Origin of the sequence: Paraburkholderia atlantica, from assembly GCF_009362785.1 — a bacterium.
In the GTDB taxonomy this organism is placed as follows: Bacteria; Pseudomonadota; Gammaproteobacteria; order Burkholderiales; family Burkholderiaceae; genus Paraburkholderia; species Paraburkholderia atlantica.
Map to the genome: position 1 here is coordinate 42,542 of NZ_WHNQ01000002.1, position 17,841 is coordinate 60,382.

Genomic DNA, 17,841 nt, shown 5'->3' on the forward strand with positions numbered 1-17,841 from the left:
GAGTCGCACGCCGCGCGCCGAGTCTCAATACGAACAGACATCAGGAGTTTCGATGAAAAAAGCACTGGTTATGCTGGCTACGGCCGTTTCGATGGGCGGCGCGTTCGCTCAAACCGCAGCCGCGCCGGCCTCGGCACCGGACACCACGGCAACGGCTTCCACGGCCAAGGCCGGTCACGAACGCAACGTCGAAGACCGTATCGCTTATCTGCATTCGCAACTGAAGATCACGCCCGCGCAGGAAACGCAATGGAAGGCGTTCGCCGACGTGATGCGCAGCAACGGCGAAACGATGGGCCAGCTGTTCGAGCAGCGCAAGGCCGCCACCAACGTGAGCGCGCTCGACGACATGAAACAGTACGCAACGATTGCGCAGGCGCACGCGGACGGCATGAAGAAGCTCGTCGATGCGTTCGAGCCGCTGTATAGCAGCCTGTCGCCGGAGCAGAAGAAGCTCGCCGATGCGACGTTCCACCATGGCGGTCCCGAGGGTCATCAGCGCGGCCACCATGGCAAGGGCAAGGGCGGCAAGCCCGCGGCCGAAGCCGCGAGCGACGCGACCGTCAAGCCGTAACGAAAGAGCGCCCGCGGCGGGGGTTGCCCCGTTGCGGGCATCTGGCATGATTCGGGTTCGCAAAGCGGCGAGTCTCGCCGCAACGCCCACCTTCTAATCTCCCACCCGCTTCATGACCGAACTCAGGAATCTCGATCTGCGTGACGATCCCCACGCCCAACGCGTCGTCAAGGACGAAACGGTGAGCGTCGAATTCGCCGCCGCCGAAGGCCAATTGATGAGCCTCGAAGGTCCAAACCACTATGTGCGCGGCGATGCGCTGATCACCGGCTCGACCGGCGACCGCTGGGTCGTGTCGCGCGAGCGCTTCGACGCGAAGTACCTGCCCGCCAATGCGGCGCTCGCCCTCGGCGAAGCCGGCGCATATCGCAACCGGCCGGCGGTCGTGCTTGCCCGCCGGATGGACGAGCCCTTCTCGCTCGCGCGCTCGGCGAGCGGCGGTGACGTGCTGCACGGCGCGGCCGGCGACTGGGTCATGCAGTACGCGCCCGGCGACTATGGTGTCGTGCAGGCCGCGCGTTTCGCGAAGGTGTATCGGCTGGCGGGCTGAATCCGCTTCGCCCGCGCTTCATGCGAACTCGTCGCCGAGCTCGACCGTGACTTCGCGCGGGACCGCCTCGCCGTTCGCGTACATTTCTTCGAGTGAGCCCAGGCTCGCTTCGACGTACGCGCGCAAAACCGCGAAGCTGCGGCCACGCAGCCGCGCCGGCATCGCGCGATAACGGGCGAGCGCCGCAGGCGCGATCGCGACCGTCATCTCGATACGACGCGCGGTCGAACCGAAGCGCATCGCTACCCAGTGAATCGTCAGTGTGGGCGTGCCATTGTCGGCGGCACGTTCGATGAATTGCGTCTGCTCGGGAAACAGATCGCTGATGACGCGCGCGAGTTCGTCGAACTCCGGATGCGCGCAGTCGTATTGGTAAGCTTCCATGAAGGCTGCCGGGAAAAGAAGATCCTGAAACGTAGGCGCATTTTAGAGAAACGCCGGAGGGATAGCGAGGCGCCTGCGATCCAGCGGTTCATCCGTTCACGCCGCCGGTCGCCGGTAACTCCGGATCAACAGTCCCGCGACGAACACCGCCGCCACCGCATAGATCGTATCGACCGCCGCGAGCGGCAGCAGCCGCGCCTGCGTCATCGCTGCGGGCGCGTCGATCAGCGCGTGCACCACGATCGCGAGCGGCAGGATGCCGCGCGAGCCGCCCCGCACGCCGCGCCACATCAGCACCGACAGGCCGATCTGGAACACCAGCGCCGCGACGCGTTCGAGCGCGAAAATGCCAGCCAGCTGCGGCGTCAGGCTCGCGAGAATCAGATGCACGCGCATCACGGCTTCGGCCGGCAGATTGCCGAGGTAATCGCCGAGCCGTCCGCGGTTTTCCAGCACCGCGAACACGAGCCACTGGATCTGCACGAGCACGCCGACCATCCACGCCTCCGCGCCGCCGTGGCCGAGGCCGTAGCTCAGCGCGGTGCCATCGTCGGCGCGCAACGCGGCGGTGCGCTTGTCGGCGGTCGCACTGGCGGCGGTGCTGCCCCCCACGCTTGCAGCCACGCCGGTGGGCGCGTCCACGCTCGACTTTTTGCACACGGCCGGCTGCGTCGCCGCGCGCTTCATCAGCAGCCGCATGCCGAAGAACCGCCCCACTTCCTCGCAAACGCCCGCGGCCAGCGCTCCGTAGACAACGAACGCTAGCGGCTGCGAAAGAAACGCCGCCGTCGCCGCGTTGCCGCGCAGCAGATAGTCGTTCAGCGCCCGCTCGATCACCATCGCGAACAGCGCGAACACCGCGACGCCGGCGATCGCATCACGCGGCCTGAGCGCGAGCGGACGGTGCAACTGCCGGTAAATCAGAAAGGGTAAAGCGGCGATGACGAGCGTGGCGAGCGCGAGGCTCGCGAGGGTAAGCGGTGGCACGACCATGAGTATCCTTGCGGGGTTCCTTGCAATCCCCGGCGCGCAACCGCTGCGCGCCGCAGCCCCGAATGATCGCAGATTGACCGGAAATCAGCGCGCCGTCGACGCACGCACGATCAGCTCGCCGGGCAACAGGCAGTCGCGCGCGCCCGTCAGCGCGCCTTCGATGCGCTCGTGCAGGAATTCGACCGCGCGATAACCGATGTCATAGGTCGGCTGACGAATCGTCGTGATGCCGGCGAGCTCGGCCCAATCCGGATCGTCGATGGAAAGCAGCGCGACGCGGCTCTGCCAGTGCGCGCCGTAACGGGCGTTCAGGTGGAGCGCGAGGCGCAACGCGACCGGTGCGTTGGCCGCGAACAGCGCGACCCGTGGGGCGGTGCCGGCCCCGTCCAGCGAGTCGATCGCACCATCCAGCTCCGCAAGGCCGCGCTCGACAGCAGTTTCATCGGCGAGATCGAGTACTAGCGTACGACCGCGCGCGCGGCCCTCGTCGCGCATCGCGCGATCGAACGCTTCGACGCGCAGCCGCCGCGAGCTGACCCGCTCGAACGGCTGCACGACGAACCAGATATGCTCGAAGCCCCGTTCGAGCAGATGCCGCGTCCCAAGCTCGGCGGCCGCGCCATTGTCGAGACCGACCATGTCCGCGATCAGCCCCTCCACGCGGCGATCGACCAGCACCGCCGGAATCCCGCCGTCGCCGACCGGCCGCAAGGTCTCCTCACGCACGCCCAGCGCGTTGACGATCACGCCTTCCACGCGATACGTGGTCAGCAGTTGCAGGTAACGCCGCTCCATCTCGACCTCGTTCGCCGCGTGGCAGATCAGCGGCATCAATCCGAGCGCGTGGCAGGCGGCCTCGACGCCTTGCAGCACTTCGACGGAATACGGATTGGTCAGGTCGGCGACCAGCATCCCGATCAGCCGGTTGCGGCCGCGCTTGAGGCCACGCGCCATCTGGTTCGGCTGATAGTCGAGCCGCGCGATCGCGGCTTCGATGCGCGCGCGCAGCTCGGGCGACAGCGCGCTGAACTCGCCGTTCAGATAGCGCGAGATGCTGGTCTTGCCGGTGCCGGCTTCGCGCGCGACATCGGTGATCGTCGCGCGGCGCGTCGGCGCAGGCGGCGGATTGGGTGGCGTGCCGGGCGGGGTCGTGCTCATTCGCTGATCGCTCGTGTCGGTGCGAGGGCGGCAGCTTGCGCGCCGCCCGGCGATTCACTTCGCCAGGACTTCACGGTTGACGATGTTGGTCGTCAACGTGCCGTCGAGCGCGGCGACCAGGTTTTGCGCCGCGTTGAGCGCCATCGCATGACGGGTCTCGTGTGTCGCCGAGCCGATATGCGGCAGCGCGACCACGTTCGGCATCGACAGCAACGGCGAGTCGGCCGGCAACGGTTCGGTGTCGAACACGTCGAGGCCCGCACCGTGAATCGTGCCGTTTTGCAACGCGTCGATCAGCGCCGGTTCGTCGACGGTCGCGCCGCGCGACGCGTTGATCAGGATCGCGCTCTTCTTCATCGCGCGCAATTCGGCCGCGCCGATCAGATGCCGCGTCTCTTGGGTGAGCGGCACCTGCAGGCAGACGAAATCGGACTGCGCGAGCAATTCCGCCAGCTCGACGCGGCGCGCGCCATACGCCTCTTCCGCATGGCGGTTCGCGCTGCGGTTCGTGTACAGCACCTTCATGTTGAAGCCGAGCGCCGCGCGTCGCGCGACCGCGCCGCCGATCCGCCCAAGCCCGACGATGCCGATCGTCTTGCCCTGCACGTCGAGCCCGAACTGCGCGGGCCCGATGCTCGTGCGCCACTGCCCCGCCTTGACCCAGTCGGCCAGCTCGACGACGCGCCGCGCGGACGCGAGGATCAGCGAGAACACGGTATCGGCGGTCGATTCGGTCAGCACGTCCGGCGTGTGTGCGAGCACGATGCCGCGGCGCGTGAGGTCGTCGACGTCGAACTGGTCGTAGCCGACCGAGATCGTCGACAGCGCCTTCAGCCGGCTCGCGCCTTCGAGCATCGCCGGCGTGATCTTCACGCTCGCGCCGATGCCGCCGTCGGCATCGCGCAATGCGGCGACGAACGCATCATGCTGTGACGGATCGACCTGCACGACCTGCGCATGCTGTTGCAGATAGGCGAGCACATCCTCGGGCAGCGACTTCCAGGCGACGATCTTGTTCATCAGCTAATTTTCCTTGCGACGGTGGGACGAGCGGAGTCGCGTTGTTCGGCGGCGGCGGGCTTGACGGCGAGCGTCAGGATCACCGCGGCGACGAGCGCCACGCTCATGAACGCATACGATGCCGCGGGCGAGCCGGTCGCGCCGTTCAGATAGCCGACCACGTACGAGCCGACGAACGAACCGAGCGCGCCCATGCTGTTGATCAGCGCCATCGCGCCGCCCGCGACGTTCTTCGGCAGCAACTCCGGCACGATCGCGAAGAACGGGCCGTACGGCGCATACATCGCGGCGCCCGCGATCACGAGCAGCGCATACGAAAGCCAGAAATGCGCGGAGCCGAGCCCGTACGACGCCGCGAACGCGATTGCGCCGACCAGCAGGAACGGCCACACGAACACCTTGCGGCGGTTGAGTTTATCCGATGCCCATGAAGCTGCAAGCATCGCGATCGTCGCGGCCGCATACGGCAGCGCAGACAGCCAGCCGGTCTCGACCATGCCGATCGACGAGCCGTTCTTCAGGATCGACGGCAGCCACAGCACGAAACCGTACACGCCGATGCTCCAGCAGAAATACTGCGCGCACAGCTTGATGACCGCGGGCGTGCGAAACGCCTCGCTGTAGTTGCGCACCGGCTTGATCGCGGCCTGCTCGGCGCGCAGCGTCTGCGCGAGCGTGTCCTTTTCCTGCTGCGTGAGCCACGACACCTGCTCGGGCTTGTCCTTCACGAGGAACCACCAGCACACCGCCCAGAGGATCGCGGGCGCGCCCTCGGCGATGAACATCTGCCGCCAGCCGAACGAATGCACGAGGTAGCCCGACACGACCGACATCCACAGCACCGTGACCGGGTTGCCGAGAATCAGGAATGTGTTCGCGCGCGAGCGTTCGCTCTTCGTGAACCAGTTGCTGATGAAGATCAGCATCGCCGGCATCACCGCGGCTTCGACGACGCCGAGCACGAAGCGGATCGCCATCAGCGACGGAATGTTGCTGACCATGCCGGTCAATGCGGCGCAGCCACCCCACAGAATGAGGCTCCAGAAAACGAGCTTCTTCACGCTGCGGCGCTCGGCGTAGATCGCGCCCGGAATCTGGAAGAAGAAATAGCCGAGGAAAAACAGCGCGCCGATCAGCGACGCGAGCCCCTTGCTGATGCCGAGATCCTGGTTGATGCCGGCCGCCGCCGCGAAGCCGAAATTCGCGCGATCCAGATACGCGAGGCTGTAGGTGATGAACACGATCGGCATGATCGTCCACCAGCGGCGAATCGCAAGTGATGTGGTCATGAAAGTCTCCTTGGACGGCGTCGTCCCGAATCAATGATGAAAAAATCTGGGCGCGCTGCGGGCGCTCTTGTTGTCGTCGATGCTGGGCGCGGATGCATCGCGATCGATGCAGTCCGCTTCGCGTCAGGCCGCGCTCGCGATGCCCGGCACCTCGGCCAGTTCCAGCGCGTCGAGTTCGGCGCGGCTCGGCAAGCCCTCCGAATCGCCGATCACCTGGATCGCGAGCGCGCCGATCCGGTTGCCGCGCGCGACCGCCTGCGCGAGCGTGCGGCCTTCGAGTAGCGCGCTGATCACGCCGACCGCGAAACCATCGCCCGCGCCGACCGTATCGACGACGTTCGCGACCGGCCGGCCGGCGACCGTGGCGGCGTCGGTCGCGGTGCGGTAATACGCGCCCTGCGCACCGAGCTTGACGATCACGCCGCGCGCGCCGCGCTCGAGGTAGAACTTCGCGATGTCCTCCGGCTGCCTGTAGCCGGTCAGAATCTCTCCCTCGCCGATGCCGGGCAGCACCCAGTCGGCGTGAGCAGCCAGCGCGTTCAATCCCTCGACCATCGCCGCGCGCGACGGCCACAGCGTCGGGCGCAGGTTCGGGTCGAACGAAATCGTCTTGCCTGCCGCACGCATTTCGCGGGCCAGATGGAACGCGAGTTCGCGCGAACTCGCCGAGATCGCCGGCGCGACGCCGGTCAGATGCAGGTGACGCGCGGGCAGCACGTAGTCGGCGGCGTAGTCGTCGAGCGACAAATGGCTCGCCGCGGAGCCTTTGCGGAAGTATTCGACCGCCGGGTCGCTGCCGTCGTCGTTCTTCGACTTCAGCTGGAAGCCGGTCGGGTACCGCGCGTCGGTGCTCACGCATTGCTGGTCGATGCCCTCCTTCGTCAGCGTGTCGCGCACGTACTGGCCGAACGAATCGTCGCCGACGCGGCTCATCCAGCCCACCCTGAAGCCGAGTCGGGACAAGCCGATCGCGACGTTCAGATCCGCGCCGGCGATGCGCTTCGTGAAGTGTCCGACGCCCGCGAGCGGGCCGGTTTCGGCGGCGACGAACATCGCCATCGCTTCGCCGTAGGTGATCACGTCGAGGGCGGGGTACGGGTGGGTCATGCTGGGCTCCTGGTGGTGCTTTTGATGCCGATTATTGATGTTGCGTGGGATGCGTCGTTTGCTGCTTCGGTTGCCGCGTCGCGGGCCTATAGCCGCGCCAGCCAGTTCACATAGCGCGCGGCATCCGCATCGATCCGGCTCGGGTCGAACGGAAACTCGATGCCGCGCGGCACATCACGCGGCAGTCGGTCGAGGACCGCGCGGAAGGTAGCGTCATCGTCGGCCGGCGCGGTCGCGAAGCGCCGCGCGCCCTCGCCCGTCGTGGTCTTGCAATGGATGTATTCGACGTACGGCGCAAGCTGCGGCGCGAGTTGGAGCGGCGCGACGTCGAGCCACGCCCAGTTGCCGATATCGAAAGTCATGCCGAGCGCGCCCGCATGGCCTTCACGCGCGAGCGTGTCGAACAGCCCGACGAACTGTGCGGGCGAGCCGCCCTGCGCCAATTGCCCGTTTTCGACGACGAGCCGTGGGTGCGCGCCGCGCGTGGTGCCCGAGCCGCTCGCCAGCTGCGCGACGATCGCCGCACCGTGAGCCTCGCGCGCGAAGCCGCCGAGTTGCAGCTTGACGAAGCGCGCGCCGAGCGCGGCCGCTTCGTCGAGCGCCAGACGCAGCGCGCCGGTATCGAGTTCGCCGTCCGTCGCGAACAACGATGCCGGCGTCGAGAACACCGACCACAGCCCGAGATCGCCCAACGCCGCGCCGAGCGCGCGCAGCCGTTGCGGGGCCGTGTCCGCGTCGCTCGCGAACAGCTCGCGGCGCACTTCGAAACCCGCCGCGCCGGCCCGCTTCGCGGCCTGCGCCCATTTCAGATGGCCGTCGGCGCGCACGGCGTTCACACCGAACGCGCTGGCGACGATCACGATCTCGACTGCATCAGCCATGTCCAACTCACTCAATCTTGATGCGAAACCGGCTTTTGGAACCGGTTCCAACCGCACTTCGAAAAAAAGCGCCGAGGCGCTGCGATGTGCGAATAGTGCGCGGGACAGCCACCGCGCACCATAGAGGAAATCCCCAGGCGCGCCGGGCCCATGCTGCCAGCGCTGCGGTCAGCCCTCGTCCGCGATGCACATCGCCAGAAACCGTTCGACCACCCGCGAGGGCGCGCTCGCATGCGGCACCAGAATCGACAGCCGCCGCGTCAGCGGCTGCGGGCTCAGCGACATCAGCCGCAGCGCACCGTTCTCGTGCCGCATCGACATTGCCGACACGAAGCCGACGCCCATACCTGCCCGCACCGCTTCCTTCACGCCTTCGACCCCCGCTATCTCGAGCGCCACGCGCATCGGCACGCCCGCGCGCGCGAACTCGCGCTCGACCGTCTGCCGCACGCCCGAGCCTTCCTCGCGCAACACCAGCGGATACGCGCCGAACGCGGCCAGCTCGATGCGCCCGCCGTTGTCCGCCTGCGCGAGCGGATGCGAGCGCGGCACGATCGCGACGATCTCGTCCTCGCGCCACGCATGGACGACCGTGTCCGGCGGCAGATCGGCGCCGGCGGGACCCTCGATCATCGCGATGTCGACCGAGCCGAGCGCGCCGACGATCTCGGCCGTGTTGCCGTTGGCGGTATGCACGGTGACGTCCGGAAAGCGCCGATGGAATTCGGCGATCAGGTACGGCAGCAAGTAGCTCGCCGGCGTCGTGCTCGCGCCGATCCGCAAAGTGCCCTGCTCCAGACCGCGCAGCGCGTCGCGATACGCATGCGCCTGCCGCCAGGTGTCGCGCAGCCGCGCCGCATAGCTGGCGAGCTGCTCGCCGGCCGGCGTCAGCCGCACGCCGCGGCCATCGCGCTGATACAGCGGCTCGCCGAACTCGTCCTGCAATTGCCGCAGCTGTCCCGACACCGCCGGCTGGGATAGATGCAGCGCCACCGCCGCCCGGCTGATATTGCGATGCTCAGCGACGGCCGCGAACGTTATAAGCTGATCCGGGGTCATTTCGATGAAATATCCATTGAACCGATACTTCACATTCTAAATCACGATTTTTCATATCGATATATCTAATTTAGGATTAGCCCCATTGCTGCTCATGCAGTTCCGTGCAAGTTCGCTACGAAGTCAGGCACCCGATCATGTCTACACCGACCGTCCCGCTCACCGCCGCCTCCCCCGCATTGTCCACTCGCGGCCAGCTCAATGGCGTGCTGTTCGTCGCGCTGTTTGCCGCCGCCGTCACGCGCATCGCCGCGATTCCGGCGGTTGCCGGTCTTGGCCTGAGTCCGCTGATCGTCGGCATCGTCGCTGGTGCGATCTATGGCAACGCGCTGCGCGACAACATGCCGGCCAGCTGGGCGGCCGGCGTCAACTTCTCGGCGCGCAAGCTGCTGCGCATCGCGGTCGCGTTCTTCGGCCTGCGCGTGAGCCTGCAGGAAATCGCCCAGGTGGGCCTGCCGGGGCTCGCGGAATCGGTGCTGATCGTCGTCAGTACGCTCGTGATTGGCACCTGGGCCGGCATCAAGATCATGAAGCTCGATCGCGACACCGCGCTGCTGACGGCGGCCGGCAGCGCGATCTGCGGCGCGGCCGCGGTGCTCGCGTTCGAATCCACTCTGCAATCGAAGCCGCACAAGAGCGCGATGGCGGTCGGCACTGTCGTGCTGTTCGGCACGCTGTCGATGTTTCTGTACCCGGTGCTGTTCAACGCAGGCTGGCTGCATCTCGATACGGTCGGCGCCGGTCTGTTCTTCGGCGGCACGATCCACGAGGTCGCGCAGGTGGTCGGCGCGGCGAGCAACGTGAGTCCGGAAGCGACGCACATCGCGACGATCGTCAAGATGACCCGCGTGATGCTGCTCGTGCCGGTGTTGCTGGTGGTCGGCCTGTGGGTGAACCGCGCGGCGCGCGGCGCGAAGGATGGCAGCACGGATGGCGCCGCCCCGCGCAAGCTTGCGATCCCCTGGTTCGCACTGGGCTTCCTTGCCTGCGTCGCGATCAACTCGCTGCACGTGCTGCCGCAAAGCGCCACCTCGTCGCTGAACCTGCTCGACACCTTCGCGCTGACGATGGCGATGACCGCGCTGGGCATGGAAACGCGCATCTCGCAGATTCGCGAAGCGGGTCCTCGCGCGCTGACCACGGGCCTGATTCTGTATGTGTGGCTGATCGCGGGCGGACTGGGCATCACATGGACCGTCCAGCACCTGGTCCGCTAAGCCGTCGCCGGCTTCGCCCCCTTCCCCGACACCCCGCCGCGCGCGGGGTTTTGGGCTTTCTGGCGCCCCATCCGGCCCGCTCACACGGCATACTCGTTGCTGCGAACTTTGCTCCCACAACCCGCCTGTGCGCACGGTCCGACGGCAGCGGTGAAACCGCCTTCCCGCGACGCGTCCCGGCGACCGGAATGAGGATCGATCGATGAGCCTGGAACTGTATTACTGGGATGGCCTGCAAGGCCGCGGCGAATTCGTGCGGCTCGCGCTGGAGGAAGCCCGCGTCGACTATGTCGAGGTCGCGCGCGGCAAGCCTTCGAAGGGCCTTGGCACCGAGGCGATGATGGCCGTGATGGACAGCCCCGACGAGCCGTATCCGCCGTTCGCGCCGCCGTTTCTGAAAGACGGCGATCTGGTGATCGCGCAGACCGCCAACATCCTGTTCTACCTCGGCCCGCGTCTGAAGCTCGCGCCGGAGGTGGAGAGCCTGCGCTACGTCGCGAACGGCCTGCAACTGACGATCGCCGACGTCGTCACCGAAGCGCACGACACCCACCATCCGCTTGCGAGCGGCCTCTACTACGAGGAGCAGAAAGACGCGGCGAAGGTGCGCGCGCACGATTTCATCGACCATCGGATTCCGAAGTTCATGTCGTACTTCGAGCGCGTGCTCGCGCAGAATCCGGCTGGCGACGATTTCATGGTCGGCGACGCGCTGACCTATGTGGATCTGTCGATGTTCCAGCTGATCGACGGTCTGCTGTATGCGTTTCCGCGCGCGCTGAAGCGCTTCGGCGAACACTATCCACGGCTCGCCGCGCTGCACGACCGGGTGATCGCCAGACCGAACATCGCCGCGTATCTGGACTCGGACCGGCGCATCGACCATAACGAAAGCTGCGTCTTCCGGCACTACCCGGAACTCGACAAGGCGGCGACTTGAAGCGCGCCGCCCGCCCCCGCCCGCTCGCCGCCGCGCGCCCGCCATTCGAGGCGGGCGCGCTTTTGTTGCGGCGCGCGTTTTTCAACCTTCCATCACGCCCCGTACCGTCGACGTGCTTTCATTCCTGCTGAAGCTGCGCACCCGCGCCCAACGCCTTTTCCGCCTCTCCGATGCCCACACGATGCTGATGTGGTCGGTCGTCGTCGGCATTGCGGGCGCGTTCGCCACCGTTGCGTTTCGCAAGGGCATCGAACTGCTGCAACTGGCGATCACCGGTCACTCCGGTAGCTTCGTCGAAACGGCGCGCAGCCTGCCGTGGACCGTGCGCATCTGGGTGCCGGCCGCGGGCGGTCTGGTCGCCGGCGTGTTTCTGCTGATCGCGCAGCGTCACGCCGACAGGCACCCTCACTCCGACTACATGGAAGCCGTCGCGATCGGCGACGGCGCCGTGCCGGTGCGCCTGAGCCTGTGGCGCAGCGTGTCGTCGCTGTTCACGATCGCGAGCGGCGGCTCGATCGGCCGTGAAGGTCCGATGGTGCAGCTCGCCGCGCTCGCCTCGTCGCTGATCGGCCGCTGGGTCCACTTCGATCCGCCGCGGCTGCGCCTGCTCGTCGCGTGCGGCGCGGCGGCCGGTATCACGTCCGCGTACAGCGCGCCGATCGCGGGCGCGTTTTTCGTCACCGAGATCGTGCTCGGCTCGATCGCGATGGAGAGCTTCGGGCCGGTGGTGGTCGCGGCGGTCGTCGCAAACATCACGATGCGCGAATTCGCTGGCTACAAGCCCCCCTACGAGATGCCGGAGTTCCCGACCGTAACCGGTCCCGAGGTGCTGCTGTTCGTCGCGCTCGGCGCGTTGTGCGGCGCGGCCGCGCCCCAGTTCCTGCGGTTGCTCGATGCCTCGAAGCGGACCTTTCGCAAGCTGCCGGTGGCGCTGCCGGTGCGGCTCGCAATCGGCGGTCTCGTGGTCGGCATCATTTCGGTCGCGGAGCCCGAGGTTTGGGGCAACGGCTACAGCGTCGTGAACTCGATCCTGCATTCGCCGTGGACGTGGTCCGCGCTCGTGCTCGTGCTGGTCTGCAAGCTCGCGGCAACCGCGGCGACGGCCGGCTCCGGCGCGGTCGGCGGCGTGTTCACGCCGACCCTGTTCGTCGGCGCGGCGGTCGGCTCGCTGTTCGGCCAAGGCATGCACGCGTTGTGGCCGGATGCGACGTCGGCCGCTTATGCGTATGCGATGGTCGGCATGGGCGCGTTCCTCGCGGGCGCGACCCAGGCGCCGCTGATGGCGATCCTGATGATCTTCGAGATGACGTTGAGCTATCAGGTCGTGCTGCCGCTGATGGTGTCGTGCGTGGTCGCGTATTTCATCGCGCGGGCGATCGGCAAGACCTCGATGTATGAGATCACGCTGCGCCGCAATCGCGAGGAGCAGGAACGCACGCGGCTGCGCGCGACGCAGATGCGCGAGCTGATTCGCCCCGCGCAGACCGTCGTGCCGCCGAACGCGACCGTGCACGACATGACGCGCGTGTTCCTCGAATATCCGGTCAAGTATCTGTATGTCGCGAACGACTCGGGCGCGTTTCTCGGCGTGGTCGCGCTGAAGGACATCACGTCCGATCTGCTCGATCGGACCGACACGTCGATGAAAACCGCCGCCGACTATCTGCAGCCGCATTTCGACGTGCTGACGCCGGACATGTCGCTCGCCGTCGCGCTGCAGCACTTCATGGCGTTCCAGGGCGAGCGGCTGCCGGTGATCGAGAGCACCGCGCATCCGAAGCTCGCCGGCGTCGTCTACAAGACCTCGCTGCTCGACGCGTACTTCCGCATGAATCCGTCGCGCTAGCACCTTCGCGCGAGCTTCGCGGCGCGCGATGCAAAGCGCCGCGGATTCTCTACAATGGACAGACCGCCGGCCCCTCATGCGGCCGGCACGCGTGAGCCCGGCATGGGCGCAGCGAAAGCGCCCGCCCTATCCGCCGCATAGTCGGAGCGAAGATGAGCGAACCGTCCCCCGAGGCCGTACGCCGCGATCAGGCCGGCTGGATTTTCGTGCATATCGAAGGCGAGCCGTACGATCGCGGCGAGCAGCACGGCCAGTTGCTCGCCGACGAAATCAGAAACGCGATCCGCACCGCGCGCTATCTCGCCAGGTGGGACACCGGCGAGGAGTTCGACACCTTCGTCAACGCCGCGACGAGCCAGTTCGCGAGCAAGCTCGACACCGAATTCGCCGACGAAATCCATGGCATCGCCGACGGCGCGAAGCTGCCGTTCGCCGAAGTGCTCGCGTGGAACGGCTACATGGATCTGCTGCAAAGCTGGTGGCCGACGCATGCGGCCCAGGCGCAGCCGCATCTGGGCGCGAAACTGTGGCGCGGGCGGCGCGGCCACCATTGCAGCGCGTTCATCGCGACCGGCAACGCGACGCGCGACGGCCGCATCGTGATGGCGCACAACTCGTGGGACCGCTATGCGGCCGGCGACGCGTTCAACGTCGTGTTCGACATCGTGCCCGACCGCGGCAACCGCATCCTGATGCAGGGCCTGCCGGGCTGCATCTCGAGCCTGACCGATTTCTGGGTCACGGCGGCCGGCCTGATGATCACCGAAACGACAATTTCAAACTTCGCGGGCTACAACCCGGCCGGCGCGCCCGAGTTCTATCGCTCGCGGCGCGCGTCGCAATACGCGAACAGCATCAAGGAATGGTGCGACATGTTTTCGCTCGCGAACAACGGCGGCTACGCGAACAGCTGGCTGCTCGGCGACACGAAGACCGGCGAGATCGCGCGTTACGAACTCGGGCTGCACTATTCGGGCTTCGAAACCACCAAAGATGGTTTCTACAGCGGCTACAACACCGCGACGGATCTGAAGATCCGCAACCAGGAATGCATCGGCGAAGGCGAGGACTATACCGACGTGCGCAAGAACGGCGCGCGGCGTCTGCGTTTCATGCAGCTCGAGGAAATGCATCGCGGCAGTATCGACGTCGAACTCGCGAAGCAGATGATCGCCGATCATCACGACGTCTATCTCGATCGCAACGACAACCCGTGCTCGCGCACGATCTGCGGCCATCTGGAGCTCGACGACGCGCGCTTCGGCGGCACCGATCACGGCCCGTTCAATCCGTGGGGCGCGAACGACGGCAAGGTGGTCGATAGTGAAATGGCGCGCGAGATGGCGTTTACCGCGCGCTGGGGGCATCCATGCGGCCGGCCGTTCGACGCGCAGGCGTTCATGAAGCGGCATCCACAGTGGAACTGGCTGAACGGCTATATGCGCGACCGGCCGTCATGGCCGTGGACGCGCTTCGACGTGCTGCGCTAACGCATGGCGGACGCGCGTGCCGGTTCGTGCGATGATGGAATCTTCAATACGGTTTTGTCGCAAATGTGCGCGCTTTGCAGTATTTGCCATCTAAGATGGTAAGGAGCTTGGGCTGCGCAGCGTGACGCCGTCCTTGGCTTGCACCGTCCTTTCGACGCGGGACGGCACAGGGTTTGCTCGATTGTCAGCGCCGCATGAGCTTTAGGAGGTCGGGCGATGAAAACCTCGACACTGTTAATCATGGTGACGCTGTCAGCCTCGTGCTTCGCCGCGCCGGTTCATACCGCGCCGGACAGCAAGGATTCCATTACGCTTGCGCAACGCGTGGACGCCGCACCGGTCGCGCCTCCTGCGCCGGACGTGGCGAGCGCCGATGCGGGCCGTCCGCAGCACTGGGAGCATATTGCGCTGCCGAAGTCCCGACATCTGGAACGCAGCCTGACCGGGCAGCACGAGCATCTGACCACGTGAGCGCGGCTGCAACGGCGGGCGATGGCGCGGCCGCGACGGCGCGCTCGCCCGGGTTGCGCCGGCTGTCATGAAGATGGGGTGGCGATGCGCGCGGGATTGCGACACACTGCGAGAAACTCATCGCGGCGAGGCGCTGGCTTTTCGCGGCGGCAATAACAACGTGACTAACTCGAGCTCGACAGGAGCATGCGCATGACCGCCTCGGACATCCCCGGCGAATCGATCGATCTGCAGATCGCCGATCTTCTCAGCGAAGTCAAATTTCCGACCAACAAGGACGCGCTCGTCGACGCGGCGCGCGAAGCCGGCGCGAGCAACGAGGTGCTGGCGATGCTCGATAGCATGCCGGAGCAGGATTATGTGGACATCGAGTCGGTCACGCGTCTGATCGGCGGCAATTATGGTCCGGGCTTAGGCATCTGAAGCCGGATTCACACACGCGTCACTTCACCCCTCAGAACTGCGACGACGCCGCGATCCGCGTGCGCGGCACCCGTGTCACACGGCGTGTCGTGCCGGTGCTTTCGAGCGCGTCTTCGGCCATGTCGCGCGCGGCGTGATCGTCGGACCCGCTCACCTGCGCTACCGCCCGCACCAGCGCCGCGCTACGCGAATCTCGCGCATGCGCGCTTTCCGGCTGAAAATGCTCGACCAGATGATCGATGAACGTCCGTACCTTCGCCGGCAGATGCAGCCGGCTTGGATACGCAATCGTGATTTCGATGGGCGGCAGGCTGTACTGGTCGAGCAGACGCACGAGCCGCCCGGCGGCCAGATCCCGCCCGATCAGGTAGCTCGGCAGAATCGCCACGCCCATGCCCAGCAGCGCGAACTGCCGCAGCATCTCGGCGTTGTTCGCCGCGATCGCGTTGGTCGGCCGCACCCGCACTTCGCCGTCCGGCCCGCTGAACACGCGCTCCTCGCCGCCGCCCTGATCGGTCGGCCGGCTTAGGCACGAATGGCTGAGCAGATCCTCGGGGCGTTTCGGCGTGCCGTGCTGCGCCAGATACTCGGGCGTCGCGCACACCGTCATGTAGCCGGTCGTGAGCCGCCGCGTGACGATGCTCGCGCTGCGCATCTGCCGCGCAACCAGGATACCGACGTCGAAGCCCTCTTCGACGAGATCGACGTGGCGGTCCGCGAGCGTGACGTCGGGCACCACGTCCGGGTAGCGCGCCGCGTACGACTGCACGACCGGCGCGAGACTATGCAGTCCGAACACGACCGGCGCGACGATGCGCAGCGTGCCGACTGGCTCGTGATTGCGCGCCACCACCATCTGCTCGACGCCTTCCAGATCGGCAAGGATGTGACGTACGCGCTCCAGATAGGTCGCGCCGGATTCGGTCAGCGACAGACGGCGGGTCGTGCGGTTCAGCAAGCGGGTGCCGAGCCGCGCTTCGAGATCCGCGACGTGCCGCGTGACGACCGCGGTGGACAAATCCAGCGCGCCCGCCGCGCCAACGAAACTGCCGAGGTCCGCCACCTTGACGAACACGCGCATCGACTGCAGTTGATTCATGGGACCACTCCTGCCTCGGTAAAGCCGGGCCGGCGCAATTGTTGCCGCCTGTATCGACCCACGCCGCATGGGCGCGGGCCTGCCCAACCCAACCGATTCTAGCTATCGGACATGTCCCAACCCTGACCCAGACATGACATTCCGGTCAGATTCGACGTGGCGTGTCGATCTCGCCACTATTGCCGCGTCTATTGTGGCTTTTATCTAGGTATAAACCCTAGTCTACTGGTAAGATAGCGGCCGAAGGAAATTACCGCCACATCGCCATGCCACATCGTTTTCATCTGCTCGAAAAAATCGCGTTTTCGCTGGTTTGCTGGTCGGCCGCCGCCAGCTCGGCGTATATCGCTTACGAGCGCTGCCCGGATATCAAGGTCGCGCTGCACGCCGGGGCAAATTTCCTCGACGCCAGCGGCCAATACGCGTTCGCGTGCACGGCGCCCGCCGCCGAAGCCTGCGCGCAACTGCCGGTCGACTGATCTTTGCGGTTTTAGCCGTATCCGACGCGCGATCCGCCGGAGTCGCGCGTTTTCACATCCGCTCCTGCGGGCTCGACGCCCACTGTCACGCATCGCGCCCGAACACCACGCGCGAGAAAAAGCCCGCCAGCACCATTTCGGCCATCTCCGTCGGCACATTCTGCGGATCGACCGTGTAGAAGAACTGCACGCCGTCGCACAGACCCATCAGGCCGATCGCGAGCTGCTCGGGCGGCATCGACATCGGCGTGCCCACGCGCTCTGAGAACTCGCGCACATAGGCGCTCAACTGTTCGATCTTTTCGTGCATGAACGCGTTGAAGCGCAGCCGGAAGCGGCCGTCGCGGACCGCCAGCAGCTTCGCCTCGACCCACAGCAGAAAACACTTGTTCTCGCGATGCAGCGAGCTGTAGTAGCGCAGCACGCGCGCCTCCATCTCCTCGCGCGACGCCGCGCTCTCGAAGATCGCATGCAGTCCCGCCTGCATCGCTTCGTGATCGCGCCGCAATAGCTCCAGAAACAGCTCGGTCTTGCTGCGGAAATTCGAATAGAACGCGCCGCGCGTATAGCCGGCCGCCGCCGCGATGTCCTCGACACTCGCCGCAACGAAGCCCTTCTTCATGAAGGTTGCCTGCGCAGCATCGAGCAGCCGCCCCCGCGTCTGGTCCTTGCTTTGCTCTCGTGTCAGTCTTTGACGTTTCATGGCCGCAAGCCTAGCATCCAAAAGAATTCAAATCCATCTATACATTCAGATACAGGAGTGTATTAGAATGCATTTCGTCATCCAAAGCCATACTTGTATGCCATTAGCATGAAGCGGCGTGCAGGTCTTCGCTGGCGGGCCGCGCGGCTTGCCGTGTT

The 17,841-nt window shown here is 66.2% G+C and carries 19 protein-coding genes; 9 read left to right on the plus strand and 10 right to left on the minus strand.

Annotated elements, in window-relative coordinates; translation table 11 throughout:
• The first annotated feature begins 52 nt into the window (after positions 1 to 52).
• Entirely contained in the window at positions 53 to 574 is a 522-nt protein-coding gene (locus GCT19_RS02510; protein WP_013089620.1) for a Spy/CpxP family protein refolding chaperone, read from the plus strand.
• A gap of 112 nt (positions 575 to 686) precedes the next feature.
• Positions 687 to 1,124: a PGDYG domain-containing protein gene (locus tag GCT19_RS02515; protein ID WP_152850948.1), complete on the plus strand. Its 438-nt coding sequence runs from the start codon at positions 687 to 689 to the stop codon at positions 1,122 to 1,124.
• 18 nt (positions 1,125 to 1,142) lie between these two features.
• On the opposite strand, the gene GCT19_RS02520 is transcribed toward GCT19_RS02515, so the two are convergent.
• From GCT19_RS02520 to GCT19_RS02555, 8 genes are all read right to left on the minus strand, one after another.
• A complete protein-coding gene (locus GCT19_RS02520; RefSeq protein ID WP_018435589.1) occupies positions 1,143 to 1,508 on the minus strand; it encodes a DUF3022 domain-containing protein in 366 nt (121 codons plus the stop codon).
• 96 nt (positions 1,509 to 1,604) lie between these two features.
• Entirely contained in the window at positions 1,605 to 2,501 is an 897-nt protein-coding gene (locus tag GCT19_RS02525) for a YhfC family intramembrane metalloprotease (RefSeq protein WP_152850949.1), read from the minus strand.
• Between the two features lie 84 nt (positions 2,502 to 2,585).
• Positions 2,586 to 3,659: a LacI family DNA-binding transcriptional regulator gene (locus tag GCT19_RS02530; RefSeq protein ID WP_152850950.1), complete on the minus strand. Its 1,074-nt coding sequence runs from the start codon at positions 3,657 to 3,659 to the stop codon at positions 2,586 to 2,588.
• 54 nt (positions 3,660 to 3,713) lie between these two features.
• The gene (locus GCT19_RS02535; RefSeq protein ID WP_152850951.1) at positions 3,714 to 4,679 is read right to left on the minus strand and encodes a 2-hydroxyacid dehydrogenase; all 966 of its coding nucleotides are present in this window, start codon (positions 4,677 to 4,679) and stop codon (positions 3,714 to 3,716) included.
• The gene (locus GCT19_RS02540; protein ID WP_018435585.1) at positions 4,679 to 5,968 is read right to left on the minus strand and encodes an MFS transporter; all 1,290 of its coding nucleotides are present in this window, start codon (positions 5,966 to 5,968) and stop codon (positions 4,679 to 4,681) included. Before GCT19_RS02540 ends, GCT19_RS02535 begins: the two co-directional genes overlap by 1 nt.
• 123 nt (positions 5,969 to 6,091) lie before the next feature.
• Positions 6,092 to 7,075 carry a sugar kinase gene (locus GCT19_RS02545; RefSeq protein ID WP_152850952.1) on the minus strand — a complete coding sequence of 328 codons (984 nt, stop codon included), beginning with the start codon at positions 7,073 to 7,075 and terminating at the stop codon, positions 6,092 to 6,094.
• An 86-nt stretch (positions 7,076 to 7,161) separates the two neighbouring features.
• A complete protein-coding gene (locus tag GCT19_RS02550) occupies positions 7,162 to 7,956 on the minus strand; it encodes a sugar phosphate isomerase/epimerase family protein (protein WP_152850953.1) in 795 nt (264 codons plus the stop codon).
• 168 nt (positions 7,957 to 8,124) lie between these two features.
• Entirely contained in the window at positions 8,125 to 9,015 is an 891-nt protein-coding gene (locus GCT19_RS02555; RefSeq protein ID WP_152850954.1) for a LysR family transcriptional regulator, read from the minus strand.
• A gap of 137 nt (positions 9,016 to 9,152) precedes the next feature.
• On the opposite strand from GCT19_RS02555, the gene GCT19_RS02560 reads away from it, so the two are divergent.
• From GCT19_RS02560 to GCT19_RS02585, 6 genes are all read left to right on the plus strand, one after another.
• The gene (locus tag GCT19_RS02560) at positions 9,153 to 10,232 is read left to right on the plus strand and encodes a YeiH family protein (RefSeq protein ID WP_152850955.1); all 1,080 of its coding nucleotides are present in this window, start codon (positions 9,153 to 9,155) and stop codon (positions 10,230 to 10,232) included.
• A 202-nt stretch (positions 10,233 to 10,434) separates the two neighbouring features.
• Positions 10,435 to 11,172: a glutathione S-transferase gene (locus GCT19_RS02565; protein WP_152850956.1), complete on the plus strand. Its 738-nt coding sequence runs from the start codon at positions 10,435 to 10,437 to the stop codon at positions 11,170 to 11,172.
• A 112-nt stretch (positions 11,173 to 11,284) separates the two neighbouring features.
• Entirely contained in the window at positions 11,285 to 13,018 is a 1,734-nt protein-coding gene (locus GCT19_RS02570) for a ClcB-like voltage-gated chloride channel protein (protein WP_321576741.1), read from the plus strand.
• 152 nt (positions 13,019 to 13,170) lie between these two features.
• Entirely contained in the window at positions 13,171 to 14,508 is a 1,338-nt protein-coding gene (locus GCT19_RS02575) for a C45 family autoproteolytic acyltransferase/hydolase (RefSeq protein ID WP_018435578.1), read from the plus strand.
• Between the two features lie 216 nt (positions 14,509 to 14,724).
• The gene (locus tag GCT19_RS02580) at positions 14,725 to 14,979 is read left to right on the plus strand and encodes a hypothetical protein (RefSeq protein WP_026228712.1); all 255 of its coding nucleotides are present in this window, start codon (positions 14,725 to 14,727) and stop codon (positions 14,977 to 14,979) included.
• 192 nt (positions 14,980 to 15,171) lie between these two features.
• Positions 15,172 to 15,402 (plus strand): DUF2795 domain-containing protein, encoded by a 231-nt coding sequence (locus tag GCT19_RS02585; RefSeq protein ID WP_013089635.1) that lies wholly within the window; start codon positions 15,172 to 15,174, stop codon positions 15,400 to 15,402.
• Between the two features lie 31 nt (positions 15,403 to 15,433).
• Here GCT19_RS02585 and GCT19_RS02590 read toward each other — a convergent pair whose 3' ends face one another.
• Complete coding sequence (locus GCT19_RS02590; RefSeq protein WP_152850957.1) at positions 15,434 to 16,501, minus strand: LysR family transcriptional regulator; 1,068 nt, start codon at positions 16,499 to 16,501, stop codon at positions 15,434 to 15,436.
• 266 nt (positions 16,502 to 16,767) lie between these two features.
• Here GCT19_RS02590 and GCT19_RS02595 point away from each other — a divergent pair, with 266 nt between their 5' ends.
• On the plus strand, positions 16,768 to 16,980 hold the full coding sequence (locus tag GCT19_RS02595) for a hypothetical protein (protein ID WP_018435575.1): 213 nt from the start codon (positions 16,768 to 16,770) through the stop codon (positions 16,978 to 16,980).
• An 85-nt stretch (positions 16,981 to 17,065) separates the two neighbouring features.
• Here the strand turns inward: GCT19_RS02595 and GCT19_RS02600 are convergent, their stop codons facing one another.
• Positions 17,066 to 17,683: a TetR/AcrR family transcriptional regulator gene (locus GCT19_RS02600; protein WP_013089638.1), complete on the minus strand. Its 618-nt coding sequence runs from the start codon at positions 17,681 to 17,683 to the stop codon at positions 17,066 to 17,068.
• Positions 17,684 to 17,841 lie beyond the last annotated feature (158 nt).

Excerpts from the sequence above, each read along its gene's own strand:
- GCT19_RS02545 (WP_152850952.1), bottom strand. The coding sequence starts at position 7,075 with ATGACCCACCCGTACCCCGCCCTCGACGTGATCACCTACGGCGAAGCG.
- GCT19_RS02515 (WP_152850948.1), top strand. The coding sequence starts at position 687 with ATGACCGAACTCAGGAATCTCGATCTGCGTGACGATCCCCACGCCCAA.
- GCT19_RS02600 (WP_013089638.1), bottom strand. The coding sequence starts at position 17,683 with ATGAAACGTCAAAGACTGACACGAGAGCAAAGCAAGGACCAGACGCGG.
- GCT19_RS02580 (WP_026228712.1), top strand. The coding sequence starts at position 14,725 with ATGAAAACCTCGACACTGTTAATCATGGTGACGCTGTCAGCCTCGTGC.
- GCT19_RS02530 (WP_152850950.1), bottom strand. The coding sequence starts at position 3,659 with ATGAGCACGACCCCGCCCGGCACGCCACCCAATCCGCCGCCTGCGCCG.
- GCT19_RS02590 (WP_152850957.1), bottom strand. The coding sequence starts at position 16,501 with ATGAATCAACTGCAGTCGATGCGCGTGTTCGTCAAGGTGGCGGACCTC.
- GCT19_RS02585 (WP_013089635.1), top strand. The coding sequence starts at position 15,172 with ATGACCGCCTCGGACATCCCCGGCGAATCGATCGATCTGCAGATCGCC.
- GCT19_RS02560 (WP_152850955.1), top strand. The coding sequence starts at position 9,153 with ATGTCTACACCGACCGTCCCGCTCACCGCCGCCTCCCCCGCATTGTCC.
- GCT19_RS02575 (WP_018435578.1), top strand. The coding sequence starts at position 13,171 with ATGAGCGAACCGTCCCCCGAGGCCGTACGCCGCGATCAGGCCGGCTGG.
- GCT19_RS02565 (WP_152850956.1), top strand. The coding sequence starts at position 10,435 with ATGAGCCTGGAACTGTATTACTGGGATGGCCTGCAAGGCCGCGGCGAA.
- GCT19_RS02520 (WP_018435589.1), bottom strand. The coding sequence starts at position 1,508 with ATGGAAGCTTACCAATACGACTGCGCGCATCCGGAGTTCGACGAACTC.
- GCT19_RS02535 (WP_152850951.1), bottom strand. The coding sequence starts at position 4,679 with ATGAACAAGATCGTCGCCTGGAAGTCGCTGCCCGAGGATGTGCTCGCC.
- GCT19_RS02595 (WP_018435575.1), top strand. The coding sequence starts at position 16,768 with ATGCCACATCGTTTTCATCTGCTCGAAAAAATCGCGTTTTCGCTGGTT.
- GCT19_RS02555 (WP_152850954.1), bottom strand. The coding sequence starts at position 9,015 with ATGACCCCGGATCAGCTTATAACGTTCGCGGCCGTCGCTGAGCATCGC.
- GCT19_RS02510 (WP_013089620.1), top strand. The coding sequence starts at position 53 with ATGAAAAAAGCACTGGTTATGCTGGCTACGGCCGTTTCGATGGGCGGC.
- GCT19_RS02550 (WP_152850953.1), bottom strand. The coding sequence starts at position 7,956 with ATGGCTGATGCAGTCGAGATCGTGATCGTCGCCAGCGCGTTCGGTGTG.
- GCT19_RS02525 (WP_152850949.1), bottom strand. The coding sequence starts at position 2,501 with ATGGTCGTGCCACCGCTTACCCTCGCGAGCCTCGCGCTCGCCACGCTC.
- GCT19_RS02540 (WP_018435585.1), bottom strand. The coding sequence starts at position 5,968 with ATGACCACATCACTTGCGATTCGCCGCTGGTGGACGATCATGCCGATC.